This window comes from Pseudooceanicola sp. NS-SX9, from assembly GCF_057380705.1.
The window spans coordinates 66,151-81,283 of record NZ_JBXXRN010000006.1; the positions used below are offsets into that span (position 1 = coordinate 66,151).

Genomic DNA, 15,133 nt, shown 5'->3' on the forward strand with positions numbered 1-15,133 from the left:
CGTGCCGGACGGCCCGGAGGAACCGCGCCACGCCCGCCCTTTGCCCGGGGGCTTATCGCGCAGAAAAAAGGGGGCCCGAAGGCCCCCAGGTCATACGGCGGAAAGGGGAGTCACTCCGGCGCGTATTGCTTGATCATGTTCAGGATCTCGTCGATGCGGGCGGGGGTCACGTCGGGCACGCTGGCCTTCATCCCGGCAGTTGCATCGCGGAAGGTCGCAAGCTCGGCCTTGGTGGGTTCGTAGACGGCGACGCCGGCGGCGGTCAGCTGCTTCTTGTGATCCTCTTCCGAGGCATCGACCCATTGGAAGACCTCGGCCAGGGCGGTCTTGGAGGCCGCGTTCACCTGGGTCTTCTCGGCATCCGACAACCCGTCCCACCAGGCGGTCGACACCAGCGCCAGACGCGCCGACATGATCACCTTGGCATCGGTGAAGTTGCTGAACAGATCGGCCTGGCCAAAGGTCAGCGGCACCGAAGAGGCGTTCACATAGCCATCCGCAATGCCGGTCTGGATCGCGTTCGGCACTTCCGAGAACGGAATGACCACGCCGTCGGCGCCCATCATCTTGAACATCTCAAGCTGCGAGGGATCGAGGGCGCGCATCCGCAGGCCCTTCATGTCCGCCACGGTCTTGACCTCGTGCTTGGAGTTGAAGATGCCCAGGAAGCCACCGTTCGGCACCACGGCCAGGATGTGCATCCCCTGCTTTTCAAGCTGCTTGTTGACGGTGTCCAGGTAGTCGCTTTCGGTGAAGAACTTGAATTCCTGGTCGGGGGTCTCGAAGGCGTAGGGCAGTTGCAGCACGCGCATCTCGGGGACCATCTGCACGGCGACGGCGAAGTTCGACATCGACACGTCCAGGATGCCCGAACGGATCTGGTCCAGACGGTCGTCCTCGCCGCCGATGGTGTCGCGCGGATAGGCCTCGGTCTTCCAGCCTTCGGCCTTCAGCGCGGTCAGCAGGTTGTCGGCATAGCGGTAGGTGCCCGACTGGTTGCGATCGGGGTTCGCATCCAGCGCCAGGTTGATCGACTGCGCCTGCGCAGCACCGGCAAGGGCGAGGGTGACGGCAACCGCCGTCGAGGCAAGGAAGGACTTCATGGGTTACTCCAGCATGTTGGCTTCGGCTTCTTGGGCAAAGGCGATCTCTTTCGAGAGCACCCGGGGCGAGATGAGCGCGCCGAGACCGGCGAGCCCGTGCAGCAGGATCAGCGCCAGCGCGACCGGCAGCGCCGTCGCCATCCAGGCGGTCGAGACCCCGAGACCTTCGGAGGTGCGGCCCACCTGGCGCTCGACGAAGGGCAGCGCGTAGTAGAGAACCGGCACGAAGAAGATCCAGGCGGCAGTGAAACGGGCCACGACCTGCACCTTCTGGCGCCAGATCACGTGGCTGGGGGGGTGGACCATCGCCGGGTCGGCATGGGTATGGAAGGCGCAGGACGCCCCCAGCAGCCCGCCCCAGACCATCAGCCAGCGCGCCAGCTCCTCGGTCCAGAAGGGCGGCGAGGCAAAGACGTAGCGGGCCACGACCTGCAGCATCATCACCAGCAGCATCCCCAGAAAGCAGAAGGCGGCGATGCGTTTGGTGATCCGGTTCAGGATCTCCGACAGGGCGTAAAGGCCATCGGCAAGCTTGATCATCGCGGTGCTCCTTACTTGATGAAGCCGGTGAGACGCGGCAGCGTCAGGCTCAGGTCCGGGACGAAGGTCAGGATCAGCAGCACCACCAACTGCACCGCCAGGAAGGGCAGCGCGGCCCGGGCGATGCCCCAGTAGGGCGCCCCCGAAACGGCCGAAACCACCAGCAGCGCGGCCCCGAACGGCGGCGTGACGATGCCCAGCATCAGGTTCACCACGATCACGATGCCCAGGTGGATCGGGTCCATCCCCATCGAGATGCCGGTGGGCACCAGTAGCGGCACCAACAGCGCCAGCGCCACCGGGACCTCAAGGAACATGCCCGCGACCAGGAAGACGGCGTTCAGCAGCAGCAGGTATTTCCAGCCCTCGAAGCCGAAGCCGATCAGGATCTTGGCCAGGTGGTTGGGCAGTTGCTCCAGCCCGGCGAGGTAGCTGAAGATCGCCACGCCCGACAGCAGGATGAAGATCGAGCCCGACAGGATCGCGGTGCGTTCCAGGCTTTCCACCAGCTTGCCCCAGGTCATCTGGCCATAGATGATGCCCGCGATGATGGCGCAGCAGACGGCGACGCCGGCGGCCTCGGTCGGGGTCATGATGCCGAAGACGATGCCCGACAGGATGATCACCGGGATGACGGTGGCGGGCAGCGCGTAGATGAAGCGGCGCAGGATCTCGCGCGGGGGAACACGTTCACCGCTGGGGTGGTCGTACTTGCGCGCCATCCAGGCGTTCGCCGCAAACAGCGCCACCGCCATCAGCAGACCCGGCACGATCCCCGCGATGAAAAGCGCCGCGACCGAGGTGTTCATCAGCGCGCCATAGAAGATCATCACGATCGACGGCGGAATGATCGGCCCGATCACCGAAGAGGCCGCCGTGATGGCGCCCGCATAGTTCAGCGAATAGCCCGCCTTGCGCATCGCCGGCACCAGCGTGTTCGACACCGAGGCCGCATCCGCCATGGCCGAGCCCGAAATGCCCGCAAAGAAGACAGAGGTCAGCACGTTCACGTGACCAAGGCCGCCCTTCAGCCGCGCCATCAGCGCCATGGCCAGGTTCAGCAGCGCCTCGGTGACGCCAGCGCGGTTCATGATCTCGCCGGCCAGGATGAACAGCGGCATCGACATGATCGAGAACAGATCGATATGCGCGATGATCTGCTGCGGTGCTGCGGCAAGGAAGCGCGTGCGATCAGCGGCCACGAAAGACAGGATAGAGGCAGCCCCGATCAGGTGCGCCAGCACGGCGCCCCCCGACAGCAGGAGCGCGGATAGGATAAGAATAGGTATAGCGGCCATGTACGGGCTCCCCTCGGTCGCGGCGGGCTTTGCACCCCGGGGTCGGAGCGCGGAACTTGAAATGCTTATTGAACGATGTTCTATAAAAGGAAATCCGGCAAGGGGCGATCCGGAGGTTCGTGACCAGAATAGCCTATATTTTAGCCATAAGGACAGCCATTGCCGGAAGATAAAGCACAAAAAACGGGCAAAACCCCACGTGGTCGCGCTGCAGTTGTCGGATTATCCAAGACTCAGGTCGTCGAAGCGGCGGTGCGCCAGATCGACGAAAAGGGCTTTGCCGCGTTTTCCCTGCGCGAACTGGCCCGCACGCTGAAGGTATCTCCGGCGGTGATCTACTGGCATGTGGGCGGCGCCAAGGAGGATCTTTTCGCCGAGATCGCGGCCTCGATCACCGGTGCGCTGTCCGAGGGGCTGCAGGATGAACCCGACTGGAAGGCCCGGCTGCGCGCCGTCTTCCTGCGGTATCGCAAGCTGGTGCACGACCACCCCAATGTCGCGCCGCTGCTGGGGGCGCAGATGAAATCGAACGGGGTGGCGAACCTCGACTGGGTGGAAAACGTGCTGTCGGCGCTGGTGCAGGCGGGCTATGCGGGCGACGACCTGCGGCTGGCGTTCAACGCCCTGCTGGGGGGCCTTGTGGGCTTTGTCACGATGGAGCTGGCCCCGCCCCCCGCCGACAAGGCCGCCGACTGGGAACGCCTCTTCGCCGAGCGCGTGGCCCAGATCGACCCCGCCACCTATCCGCTGACCCATGCCGCCCTGCCCCATATCGCCAACCGCATCTTCGTTCTGCGCTGGCAGAACGGCGCCGAGATTTCCTATGACGACGGTTTCGCCCTGCTGCTCGAACTGCTGATCGAGGGGCTGGCTGCCCGTGCGCCGCGCTGATCCCCAAGGACCCCTGTCATGACCCTGTTCACCTCTGATCCCGATGCAGCACTTGATGCCGCCCGCGCCGCCTATGTGGCGCGCAACCCCGGCAGCGCCGCCGCACTGGAGCGCGCCCGCCGCGTGCTGCCCGGCGGCAATACGCGGACCTCGCTATGGTCCGATCCCTTCCCGCTGTGCATCGCGGGGGGCGCGGGCTGCCATATCCGCGATGTCGACGGCCACGATTACGTCGATTTCCTGGGCGAATTCACCGCCGGCATCTTCGGCCACACCGCCCCCCTGCTGGCCCAGACCATGGCGGCCGTCCATGCCGACGGCATCAACCTGTCCTCGCACACCCCCTACGAGGTCGACCTGGCCGAACGCCTTGTCGCCCGTTTCCCCTCGATCGACCTGCTGCGCTTCGCCAATTCCGGCACCGAGGCCAACCTGATGGCGCTGACCACCGCGCGGCTGGTGACGGGGCGCGACAGGATCATCGTCTTCCGGGGCGGCTATCACGGCGGGGTGCTGACCTTTGGCGCGGGCGCGGCCCCCGTCAACGTGCCCTTCGACTTCGAGATCCTGCCCTATGACGACATCGCCACCGTCCAGGCCGCCTTTGCCGCCCACGGCTCCGAAGTTGCCGCAGTGCTGGTCGAGCCGATGCAGGGCGCGGGCGGCTGCCACGCCGCCGCACCCGCCTTCCTGCAGACGCTGCGGGTGCTGTGCTCGGAACATGGCGCGCTGCTGATCTTCGACGAGGTCCAAACCGCCCGCATGTCCGCCGGCGGCGCCCAGGCGCGGCTGGGGATCACCCCCGACATGACCACGATCGGCAAGTTTTTCGGCGGCGGCCTGGCCTTTGGCGCCTTCGGCGGCCGGGCCGACGTGATGGCCCATTTCGACCCCGCCCGCCCCGGTGCCATCGGCCATGCGGGCACGTTCAACAACAACCGCCTGACCATGGCGGCGGGCGTCGCGGCGCTGGATCACTACCTGACGCCCGAGGCGCTGGATACGCTCTTTGCCCGGGGCGAGGCCTTCCGCGACGCGCTGAACGCTTGCTTTGCCACCCATGGCGGGCTTTTCACCGTGACCGGGATGGGGTCAATCATGAACATCCACGGCACCGGTCCAGATGGGGCTAAACGTCTGAAACTGCTTAATTTCCTTATGCAGGAACAGGGATATTACTTTGCCGCCCGCGGCCTGATCGCACTGTCCCTGCCCATTCAAGAGGCACAGACCGAAGGTTTCCTTCAGGCTCTGGCCAAGGTGCTGACCTCGGCTTGACACATTTATAGAACAGTGTTCAATTGACGCGGACCGCAGCGCCTCTGCAGGCGCTGCGGCATTCCTTTGCCCGCAAGACAAGGCTTTCCGATGACCCTCCCCTTCTCCAAGACCCGCCGCATCGGCACCACGCTCTATCTCTCCGGCGAGATCGGCTTCAACGCGGACGGCACCCTGCCCGAGGGCATCACCGCCCAGACCCAGAACTGCCTGAACCGCATTTCCGCCACCCTGCAGGCCGAGGGCCTGAGCCTGGCGAATGTCGTCTCCTGCACCTGCTTCCTGACCGATGCGGCCGATTTCGCCGAATTCAACACCGCCTATGCCGCCTTCTTCCAGGACCCGCTGCCGGTGCGCACCACGGTGCAATCGGGGCTGATGGTGCCCGCCAAGGTCGAAATCACCGTCATCGCCGAAGCGTAACGCCAGGCATCCCCACAGGAGAGGCTGCCATGTCGCAGATCATGGTTCTGGGCGCCGGCATGGTCGGCGTCTCCACCGCGCTTGCCCTGCAGGCACGCGGTCACGACGTTACCCTGGTGGACCGGCGCGGCGCGGGGCGGGAAACCAGCCACGGCAACGCCGGTTTCATCCAGTGCGAGGCGGTCGAGCCCTACGCCATCCCGCGCGACCTTGGCACGCTGCTGAAATATGCAACGGGGCGCACCAACGACATCGTCTATGACGCGAAAATGCTGCCACGGCTGGCGCCGGTGCTGCTGTCGTACTGGCGCAACTCGGCCCCCGAACGGCACCGCGCCATCGCCCAGATCTGGTCGCAGCTGGTGCAGCGCGCCACCGCCGATCACGCGCCGCTGATCGCGGCCTCGGGGCAGGACAACCTGATCCGGCGCACGGGCTATGCCCAGGTCTTCCGCGACGCCGCCACCTTTGATGCGGCCGCCGCCGAGGCCGAGCGCCTGCGCAGCACCTATGGCGTGGCCACCGCGCCGCAGGATGCCGATGCCTTCGCCCGTGCCGAACCCGGCCTCAAGGCCCGCGTCGCCGGCGCCATCACCTGGGCCGATCCCTGGACCTGCGCCGATCCCGGCGCCCTGACCGCCGGCTATGCCGAACTTTTCACCAGCCGTGGCGGCCGCTTCGTCGATGGCGATGCCCTCAGCCTGCGGACGTCCGGCACGGGCTGGCAGATCGACAGCGCCGAGGGGATCCTTGATGCGGAACAGGTCGTCGTGGCGCTTGGCCCCTGGGGGCCCGATCTGATGAAACGCCTAGGCTACCACGTGCCGATGCTGTGGAAACGCGGTTATCACGGCCATTTCGACAGCCCGACACCGCTGTCGCGCCCGGTGATGGACGCGCAGAACGGCATTGTCATGACGCCGACCACCCGCGGCCTGCGGCTGGCCACGGGCGCGGCCCTGGTCGACCGCGACGCCCCCGCCGATCCGGTGCAGCTGACCCGTGGCGCCCGCGCCGTGTCGGATCTGGTGGACCTCGGCCCCCGCGTGCAAGAGGCCCAGTGGTTCGGCCACCGCCCCTGCCTGCCCGACATGCTGCCGCTGATTGGCCGGGCGCCGCGCCACCCGACGCTGTGGCTGAACTTCGGCCACGGTCACCAGGGCTTTACGCTGGGCCCGACCTCGGCCACCCTGCTCGCGGAGGCGCTCGACGGCCAGCAGACGCCGCTGCTGCAGGCGCTCTCGCCCGCCGCCCGTCCCGCCGCCATCCACTGACCCCCGGAGGCCCCGATGCCCGTCTCTCCCCGTCCCGCCGAACCCGGCGATCCCGTCCAGGCGATCCGCACCCCGGCACTGGTCATCGACCTCGACGCGCTTGATCGCAACATCGCGCGGATGCAGCACATCACCGCGGCGAAGGGCCTGCGCCTGCGCGCCCATGCCAAGACCCACAAATCCGCCGATATCGCACGGCTCCAGATGGATCATGGCGCAGTCGGCGTCTGCTGCCAGAAGGTCTCCGAGGCGGCAGCCCTGGTCGAGGCCGGCATCACCGACATCCTCGTCTCGAACCAGATCGTGGGCCAAGCCCGCGCCGACCTGCTGGCGCAGCTCGCGGGCCGCGCCCGCATGGGCGTCTGCGTCGATGCCTCCGAAGGCGTGGCGGAACTCGCCCACGCCACCGCCCGCCACGGCACCACCCTCACCGTCCTGGTCGAGGTCGACGTCGGCGCCGGCCGCTGCGGTGTCCCCCCAGGCCCCGCCGCCATCACCCTGGCCCAGGCCATTACCCAGGCCCCCGGCCTCACCTTCGGCGGCATCCAGGCCTACCAGGGCTCGCTGCAGCACATTGCCGACCCGGCCGCCCGCCGCACCGCCGCCCAGGCCGCGGCCCAGGCCACCCGCACCACCCTTGACGCGCTCTCTGCCGCGGGCTTTGCCTGCGACACGGTGGGTGGCACCGGCACCGGCTCGCTCCTCGTCGATGCCGATCTCGGCCAGGTGACCGAGGTGCAGTGCGGTTCCTACATCTTCATGGATGCCGATTACGACCGCATCCGCGAAGCCGATGGCAGCCGCCCCGCCGGGATGGAAAACGCCCTCTTTGTGCAATCGCAAATCCTCAGCACGGCCGTCCCCGGCAAACCGGTCTGCGACGCGGGCCTGAAGGCCCTTGCCCTCGACAGCGGCCTGCCGCGCATCGACACCCCGGGCCTGAGCTATATCCAGCCCTCGGACGAACACGGCGAAATCACCGACCCCCAGGGCCTCCTCTCCCGTGGCGACATGGTCCGCCTGGTCCCCGGCCATTGCGACCCGACCTGCAACCTCTACGACTGGTACGTCGCCGTCCGCGGCGACCGGGTCGAGGCGCTCTGGCCCGTCACCGCCCGCGGCTGCCTCTGGTAACCGGTTTCCCTGTCATCTGGCCCCAAATACTCCGGGGGAGTCGCCACAGGCGACGGGGGCAGCGCCCCCCACCCCGCCCTCAGCGGGAATGCGGCCGGATCTCGGTGCGCAGGGTGACCAGCCGGTCCAGCGTCTGCAACGTCCGCTCCGGCTGGCGCGCCGAATAGGCCAGATGCAGCGTCTCCAGCGCCACCAGCCCCGGCGCATGCAGCGCCACCCGGTCGGATTTCGCCCGCGGCAGGATCAGGCTGACGGCAGCCTCGGCGCGCAGCGGTGACGTTTCCTGCCCCAGCACCGCAATCACCGGCACACCAAGACGCTGCGCCTCGGCCAGCACCGCCTTGGCCTCGCGATGCGCCCGCCCGTGCAGCAGCATGATCAGCACATGGCCCCGCTGCAGATCCAGCAGCTGCTCGGCCAGGGCGATCCCCGTCGCATTGAACGCCCGCGCCGGCAGGCCCGAGCGGTTGAACAGCCGCGCCGCATAATCGACAATCACCCCCGAGGCCCCGATGCCGAACAGCCCCACCCCCGAGGCGCCCTCCAGCAGCTGCACCGCGCAGGCCATGGCGCGGCGGTTCTCGGGGCTTTGCAGCGCCTCCAGCATCTGGCGCTGGCTCTCGACCACGAAGCCCACCGTCGCATCGACATCGCAGCCCAGCTCGGCCGAGGTCGCGGCCATCTTCTCGACCGGGGAATCCGTCTGCCCCAGCCAGGCGTCCAGCGTGTCCTTCAGCTCGACCAGGCCGCTGAAGCCCAGCCCCTGGATCGCCCGGATCACCGTGGCGTCCGACGTTCCCGTTTCAAACCCGATCTCCAGCGCCGACAGCCCCAGCACCGCATGGCGGTTGGCGTCGATATAGGCGGCCACCGCCAGCGCACCGGGCGACAGCCGGTCCCGGCGGCGGGCCAGCTGATCGGCAAAGCGGTCTCGGATACGGTGTGGAGGCTGGGCCATGGGATTTCCTGACTGTTCTGCTTGGGAATAGCCCCGCGACCGGAAATCTTCAATGCCCCGCGATGGCCTGCTGCACCGCCTGCACCATCCGCCCAAGCGCGGCGTAGGAATTCGAGATCGCGACCTCGCGCGGGACATATATATAGTGTCCCGCCCGGCAGGCCTTCAGGAAGTCGCAGAAGCCCGGCAGCATCTCTTCCAGCGCGTGACGTTCAGCGGCCGCCCCCTGACCGCGATCCGACCGGTAGGGATCAAAGATGTAATCCGCATCCAGCTCCGGCAGGCGTTCGGGGCTGATCGCCAGCCGGTCGTCCGGCGGGATCGCATCCAGCAGCGGCACAAAGCGAAAGCCCGCGTCGCGCAGCACCCGGCCCAGGGCGCGGTAGCTGTGATAGACGCTGATCCGGCCGCGCAGGGGCATCATCACCGACACGGTGATCCCCTGCGGATGCACCGCCTGCCGCAACCCGGCGATCTGGTCGGCATAGCGCGCCTGCAACTGCGCCAGGCGGGCCTCGGTATGGGTCAGCCGGGCCAGCGCCTGATAGACATGCGGCGCCCCGCGGGCACTGTCCAGCACCACCGTCGGCGCGATCTTCGCCAGCTGCCGCACCGGCGTCGAACGCGAGCCCTCGGTCACGATCAGGTCGGGCTTCAGCGCCACGATGGATTCCAGATCGACATTGATGTCACCGATGAAGGCGATGGAGCTGGTGTCGAAATCCACCCCCGTCAGCAGCTTTCCAGCGCGGATATGCGGCCTGCCGTCCGGCCCCAGCCGCCCCTGGCTGCCGACCGGCATCACCCCCAGCTCAAGCAGCGGGATGGTGATATCGACGTCATAGACCGACACGATGCGCAACGGATGGTCCGGCACGTTCACCTGCCGCCCCAGATCATCGGTGAAGGGCGCAGCCAACGCCGGACCGGCCCACAGCCACAGCAGGATCGGCAGAAGCGCCCTCATCCCCTTTTCCTCCGCGACAGCCACAGCAGCCCCGGCGCCCCCAGCACCGCCAGCATGACACCCGAGGGCAGTTCCAGCGGGGCGAAAAGCGTCCGCCCCAGCGTGTCGGCCGCCAGCACCAGCGCCGCGCCGATCAGCGCGGTCGACAGGATCCGGCAGCGCGGCGATCCGCCCGGCAGAACCCGCGCCAGATGCGGCGCGATCAGCCCGACGAAGCCCAGGCTGCCGCCGACGCTGACCGAGGCCGCCACCAGCGCGATTGACACCGCAAAGCGCAGCCGCACCGCCCCCCGCACCCGGCCGCCAAGGGCGCGGGCCAGCGGCGCGCCCAGCGACTCGATCGCCTGGCCCGGAGCCAGAGCCAGCAGCACCGACATTCCCGCAGCCAGCGTCATGGCCGCCAGCCCCACCCCCGGCCAGTCGGCGCCCTGCAGCGATCCCGCCAGCCAGACCAGCGCCTGCTGCAACTGGTCCGAGGGCGTGAAGCTGAGCACCACCACCAGCGCCGCCGCCAGCGCCCAGCTGAGGCCCAGCCCGATCAGCACCAGCCGCAGCCCCGTGGCGCCCTGCGCCAGCAGCAGGATCACCGCGCCGCTTGCCAGCCCGCCCGCAAGACCCGCCGCCAGCCGCAGCGGCATCGCGAGGCCCGGCGCCAGCAGCATCAGCGTCACGATGGCCAGCGCCGCGCCCTCGCGCACGCCCAGCAGGCCGGGATCGGCCAGACCGTTGCGGGTCAGCGCCTGCATGGTGCCCCCCGCCAGCGCCAAGAGCGCGCCGCACAGCAGCGCAAGGCACAGCCGGGGCGCCCGGAAGGCCTGCAGGATCAGCGCCTGGCTGGCATCGGGCGCCCGGCCGCCCAGATGCAGATAGCCCCGGATCACCGCCATCGGGATCGGTTCCGACCCCTGCGCCAGCGCCCACAGCGCCAGCACCGCCAGCGCAGCCGCCAGCCCCAGCAGCGCCAACAGCGGCCGCGGCGCGATCCGCAGCGACCAGCGACCGGCGCGCCAGACCAGAGGCGCGCTCATGCCCGGCCCCGGGCGAACAGCCACAGGAAGACCGGCGCGCCCAGCAGGCCGGTGACGGCGCCGGTCGGCAGCTCCCTTGGATAAAGCGCATGGGCCGCCAGGATGTCCGCGCCCGACAGCAACGCCGCGCCGCTGGCCGCCGCCAGCAGCAGCGCGGTCCCCGAAGGCCGCCCGAAGCCGCCGGGCCACAGCATCGGCGCCATCAGCCCGACAAAGCCCACCGGCCCCACCACCGACACCGCCGCCCCCGTCAGGCAGGCCGCCGCCACCAGCGCCAGCGCCCGCATCCGCCCCGGGCTCGCCCCCAGCCCCCGTGCCAGCGCATCGCCAAGCGCCATCACCCGCAGCGCCGGCGCCACCAGCAGCGCCAGAACCAGCCCCGCGCCCGCAACGGGTGCCGCCGCCACCACCACCGATGCCCGGGCCGAGGCGCCATCGCCCACCAGCCAATACCGCAGTTCTTCCAGGGTTTCGCTGTCCAGCAGCAGCAGCACCGATCCCACCGCATGCGCCAGCGCCGACACCGCCACGCCGCAGAACACCAGCCGCATCGGATCGCGCGTGCCCCCCGCCAGCAGCACCAGCGCAAAAAGCCCCCCCGCCCCGAGCGCCGCCGCCACGGGCCGCGCCAGCCCCACCGGCGCCAGCCCCGGCAGGCTGGTCATCAGCACCATTGCCAGTGCCGCGCCCGCGTTAAGCGCCAGGATCTGCGGCTCGGCCAGGCGGTTGCGCAGCACCGATTGCAGCAGGAAGCCCGCCGCCCCCAGACAGCCCCCCGCCATCGCCACGCCAAGCGCCCTGGGCAGGCGCAACGCCAGCAGGATGCGCTGATCGAAGGCCTGCGGATCGGGCGCCGCGATCACCCGCCATAGCGTCCCCGGCGTCACCGACCCCGCCCCCCACAGCAGCGACAGCCCCATCAGCACCGCGCAGATCATCAGCGCCGGCCCCAGCCGGGCGGCGGCGCTCATGCCGGGATCCCCGCGGGCACGAAGACCGGGGTGCCGGTTTCGGGATGGAGCAGACGCAGGGTCTTCAGGCCGAAGACCTCCTCGATGATGGCGGGGGTGCAGTCGGCGGGATGGGCCAGACGGTGACGGATCGCGCCCTCTTTCAGGAAGACCAGCCGGTCGGCATGTTGCAGCGCCATGTTCAGATCATGCAGCACCGCCACGACCGTGCGGCCGTGGTCGCGCACCAGGCGGCGCAGCATCGAGAGGATCTCGACCTGGTGGTGCAGATCGAGAAAGCTTGTCGGCTCGTCCAGCAGGATCAGGCCGGTGTCCTGCGCCAGCACCATGGCGATCCAGACTCGCTGGCGCTGGCCGCCCGACAGGCTGTCGACGGGGCGGTCGGCCAGATCGGCGGCGCCGGTGATCTGCAGGGCATGGCGGGTGGCCGCTTCGTCCTCGGCGGACCACTGGCGCAGCAGGCCCTGATGCGGAAAGCGCCCCCGGCCGACCAGTTCCGCCACCGTGACGCCCTCGGGGGTCAGCGGCTGCTGCGGCAGCAGGCCAAGGCGCCGCGCCACCGCCCGCGTCGGCGATTTCGCGATGTCGCGCCCGTCCAGCAGCACCCGGCCCCCGCGCACCGGCAAAAGGCGCGCCAGCGCCGCCAGCAGCGTCGACTTGCCCGATCCGTTCGGCCCCAGCAGCACCGTCAGCCGGCCCTCGGGCAGATCCAGGTCCAGATCACGCAGCACATCGGCCCGGCCATGGCCTGCGGTCAGCCCCTGCGCCTGCAAGGGGGCTGGAAGGGAAGCGGTGGGATGCATCGGGACCTGCCTTTCTGGCCGCGATGGATAATTTCCGACTGTAGTAGTCAAGTATTTTGCGGCGAAAAAAATCGTGAAACCTCGGCAAAACCGGCGATTTCCGAGTGTTCAGGCCCGGGTGACGCAGGGTCCCGCGAGGGACAGAGACGAAGTGCCGTCAAGGAAGCGCACAGAAAAAAGTTGACTACTACAGTCGGAATTCTGATCCCGCCGCAACTGCCACGGTTGGGGACCGCGGCGCAGGCACAGAACGACAGGACCAGAATGAACCGCACTCGCCCTCTTTGGACCCGGACATCGGGCCTTGCCCTTCTTGCCGCGCTGACCGCGCTGCCGCATCCCGGCCGCGCCCGGGACGTCGTCGACCTGCCGGCGATCAGCGTCGAGGGCAGCGACGCTGCCTATGCCAGCACCGTTGCCGCCACCGCCACCCGCGGCAAGGCCAAGGCGATCGACGTGCCGCAATCGACCACCACCATCGCCCCCCAGGCGCTGAAGGACCGCGATGCGCAAAGCGTCGATGACGCGCTTTCGACCGTCAGCGGCGTCACCCAGACCAACACCGTCGCCGGGCGGCAGGATGCGGTGATCCGGCGCGGCTTTGGCGATGCGGGGGATGGCTCGATCCTGACGAACGGGCTGAAGACGGCGCTGCCGCATTCCTTCAACGCCACGGTCGACAGCGTGGATGTGCTGAAGGGGCCGGCCTCGACGCTCTATGGCATCCTCGACCCGGGCGGGATGGTGAACGTGGTGACGAAGCAGCCGCAGGCCCAGGCGGCGGGGCGCGCCTATTACCGCTATGAAAACGACGGTGCCAGCCGATCCGCCCGCACCGCGGGGCTGGACCTGACCGGACCGGTGGAGGGCACGCATTTCTCGTACCGCTTCATCGCCGAGAAGACCAAGGGCGACGACTGGCGCAACTTCGGCCATATCAAGAGCACGACGCTCGCGCCCTCGCTGTCCTATGACAATGGCGCCAACCACGTCACCGTCAGCTACCTGCATCAGGATTACGACCTGCCCTACGAGCGCGGCACGATCTACGATGCCTCGACCGGCACCTTCCTGCCCCGCCGCACCCGGCTGGACGAAGGGTTCGGGCGCACCGTGGGCACCGCCGATCTGGCGCAGCTGCACTACCGCCGGGACCTCGCGGGTGGCTGGACCGCCACCTTGGGCTATTCCTGGAGCCGCGACGACTTTACCGCCAACCAGGTCCGGGTGCTGGGCTATGACAGCACCACCGGCGCGCTGAAGCGCCGCGCCGACATCCGCGGCGATTACGAGACCATCGACCAGGCCCTGCGCGCCGAACTGGCGGGCGATGCCGAGCTGCTGGGGCTGAGGAACGAACTGCTGTTCGGCGCCAGCTACGACCGAGAGGTCATCCACCGCTCGACCCTGCAAAACTGCAACACCAATTCCGATTTCAATATCACCGACCCGGTCTATGGCACCATGTCAGCCTGCAGCTACGACGCCAGCGCCGACAAGCACGAATACCAGACGCTTTCGACTGCCTCGCTGTACGCCCAGGACCGCCTGCACCTGAGCGACCGGCTGATCGCCGTCGCCGGGCTGCGGCTGCAGGGCTATGACGTGGTGGCGGGCAATGCCGATGCGGTGAACACCGATGCCTCGGGGACGGCGCTGCTGCCCAATGCCGGGCTGGTGTGGAAGCTGAGCCCCGCCGTGTCGCTTTACGGCAATGTCGCCAAAAGCTTCCGGCCCAACAGCTCGATCAACAGCGCCTATGGCGATCTGAAACCCGAAGAGGGGATCTCTTACGAGGTGGGGGCCAAGGTGGCGCTGGCGGACCGGCTGACCGGGACGCTGGCGGTCTATACTGCCGACAAGCACAACGTCGCCTACTCCGAGACCGTCGATGGCGACACCGTCTATCGCACCGCCGGGCTGGTGCGTTCGAAGGGGATCGAGGCCGACCTGACCGGCCAGCTGACCGACCGGCTGCAGATGATCGCGAGCTTTGCCTATACCGATGCGCGGGTGATCGACGATCCCGACTATGCCGGCAACCGGCTGGCCAATGTCGCGGCGCGCACCGCGGCGCTGTATCTGGCCTATGATCAGGGCGAGGTCTTTGGCGGCCGCGGCGCGCTGCGCTATGGCGGCGGCATCCGCGGCGTCAGCGCCCGGGCGGGCGATGCGGCCAACAGCTTTGATCTGCCGGGCTATGGCGTGGTCGATGTCTTTGCCCGCTACACGATCCAGACCACGCGGCATCCGATCAGCGTGCAGCTGAACCTCAACAACCTGTTCGACAAGACCTATTACACCTCGTCGATCGGCAATTCGGCCTATGGCATCGCGGTCGGCAAGCCGCTGAATGCCGCACTGACGATCAGCGTCGCCTTCTGAACCCCGGCCCGGCGCGGGACACCTCGCACCGGGCATAACGGCGGTTATTGTGGGTTTTTTCCACGAAACCGCCGCTACTT

At 68.4% G+C, this 15,133-nt stretch carries 14 protein-coding genes; 6 read left to right on the plus strand and 8 right to left on the minus strand.

Annotation, left to right across the window (positions count from 1 at the left end; all coding sequences use genetic code 11):
* Positions 1 to 110 precede the first annotated feature (110 nt).
* From AC2ITM_RS22330 to AC2ITM_RS22340, 3 genes are read right to left on the minus strand one after another with little or no spacing between them, the layout of a single operon-like run.
* A complete protein-coding gene (locus AC2ITM_RS22330) occupies positions 111 to 1,103 on the minus strand; it encodes a TRAP transporter substrate-binding protein (protein WP_486470599.1) in 993 nt (330 codons plus the stop codon).
* Between the two features lie 3 nt (positions 1,104 to 1,106).
* Positions 1,107 to 1,643 (minus strand): TRAP transporter small permease, encoded by a 537-nt coding sequence (locus AC2ITM_RS22335; protein ID WP_486470600.1) that lies wholly within the window; start codon positions 1,641 to 1,643, stop codon positions 1,107 to 1,109.
* Between the two features lie 11 nt (positions 1,644 to 1,654).
* The gene (locus AC2ITM_RS22340) at positions 1,655 to 2,941 is read right to left on the minus strand and encodes a TRAP transporter large permease (RefSeq protein ID WP_486470601.1); all 1,287 of its coding nucleotides are present in this window, start codon (positions 2,939 to 2,941) and stop codon (positions 1,655 to 1,657) included.
* Between the two features lie 252 nt (positions 2,942 to 3,193).
* On the opposite strand from AC2ITM_RS22340, the gene AC2ITM_RS22345 reads away from it, so the two are divergent.
* The 5 genes from AC2ITM_RS22345 (at position 3,194) to AC2ITM_RS22365 (ending at position 7,941) form a co-directional block, all read left to right on the plus strand.
* Entirely contained in the window at positions 3,194 to 3,832 is a 639-nt protein-coding gene (locus AC2ITM_RS22345; RefSeq protein WP_486470602.1) for a TetR/AcrR family transcriptional regulator, read from the plus strand.
* Positions 3,833 to 3,850: 18 nt separating this feature from the next.
* Positions 3,851 to 5,110: an aspartate aminotransferase family protein gene (locus AC2ITM_RS22350; protein ID WP_486470603.1), complete on the plus strand. Its 1,260-nt coding sequence runs from the start codon at positions 3,851 to 3,853 to the stop codon at positions 5,108 to 5,110.
* 90 nt (positions 5,111 to 5,200) lie between these two features.
* The gene (locus AC2ITM_RS22355) at positions 5,201 to 5,533 is read left to right on the plus strand and encodes a RidA family protein (RefSeq protein WP_486470604.1); all 333 of its coding nucleotides are present in this window, start codon (positions 5,201 to 5,203) and stop codon (positions 5,531 to 5,533) included.
* A 29-nt stretch (positions 5,534 to 5,562) separates the two neighbouring features.
* Entirely contained in the window at positions 5,563 to 6,807 is a 1,245-nt protein-coding gene (locus AC2ITM_RS22360; protein WP_486470605.1) for an NAD(P)/FAD-dependent oxidoreductase, read from the plus strand.
* 15 nt (positions 6,808 to 6,822) lie between these two features.
* On the plus strand, positions 6,823 to 7,941 hold the full coding sequence (locus AC2ITM_RS22365) for a DSD1 family PLP-dependent enzyme (RefSeq protein ID WP_486470606.1): 1,119 nt from the start codon (positions 6,823 to 6,825) through the stop codon (positions 7,939 to 7,941).
* A 79-nt stretch (positions 7,942 to 8,020) separates the two neighbouring features.
* Here the strand turns inward: AC2ITM_RS22365 and AC2ITM_RS22370 are convergent, their stop codons facing one another.
* From AC2ITM_RS22370 to AC2ITM_RS22390, 5 genes are read right to left on the minus strand one after another with little or no spacing between them, the layout of a single operon-like run.
* Positions 8,021 to 8,899, minus strand: coding sequence for a MurR/RpiR family transcriptional regulator (locus tag AC2ITM_RS22370; protein ID WP_486470607.1), 879 nt, complete (start codon positions 8,897 to 8,899; stop codon positions 8,021 to 8,023).
* A gap of 49 nt (positions 8,900 to 8,948) precedes the next feature.
* Complete coding sequence (locus AC2ITM_RS22375) at positions 8,949 to 9,866, minus strand: ABC transporter substrate-binding protein (RefSeq protein WP_486470608.1); 918 nt, start codon at positions 9,864 to 9,866, stop codon at positions 8,949 to 8,951.
* Positions 9,863 to 10,894: a FecCD family ABC transporter permease gene (locus AC2ITM_RS22380; protein WP_486470609.1), complete on the minus strand. Its 1,032-nt coding sequence runs from the start codon at positions 10,892 to 10,894 to the stop codon at positions 9,863 to 9,865. Before AC2ITM_RS22380 ends, AC2ITM_RS22375 begins: the two co-directional genes overlap by 4 nt.
* The gene (locus AC2ITM_RS22385) at positions 10,891 to 11,865 is read right to left on the minus strand and encodes a FecCD family ABC transporter permease (RefSeq protein ID WP_486470610.1); all 975 of its coding nucleotides are present in this window, start codon (positions 11,863 to 11,865) and stop codon (positions 10,891 to 10,893) included. The genes AC2ITM_RS22380 and AC2ITM_RS22385 overlap by 4 nt, the downstream gene beginning before the upstream one ends.
* Positions 11,862 to 12,668: an ABC transporter ATP-binding protein gene (locus AC2ITM_RS22390; protein ID WP_486470611.1), complete on the minus strand. Its 807-nt coding sequence runs from the start codon at positions 12,666 to 12,668 to the stop codon at positions 11,862 to 11,864. The genes AC2ITM_RS22385 and AC2ITM_RS22390 overlap by 4 nt, the downstream gene beginning before the upstream one ends.
* Before the next feature lie 264 nt (positions 12,669 to 12,932).
* Between AC2ITM_RS22390 and AC2ITM_RS22395 the strand changes: the two genes are divergently transcribed.
* Positions 12,933 to 15,053 carry a TonB-dependent siderophore receptor gene (locus AC2ITM_RS22395; RefSeq protein ID WP_486470612.1) on the plus strand — a complete coding sequence of 707 codons (2,121 nt, stop codon included), beginning with the start codon at positions 12,933 to 12,935 and terminating at the stop codon, positions 15,051 to 15,053.
* Positions 15,054 to 15,133: the final 80 nt, after the last annotated feature.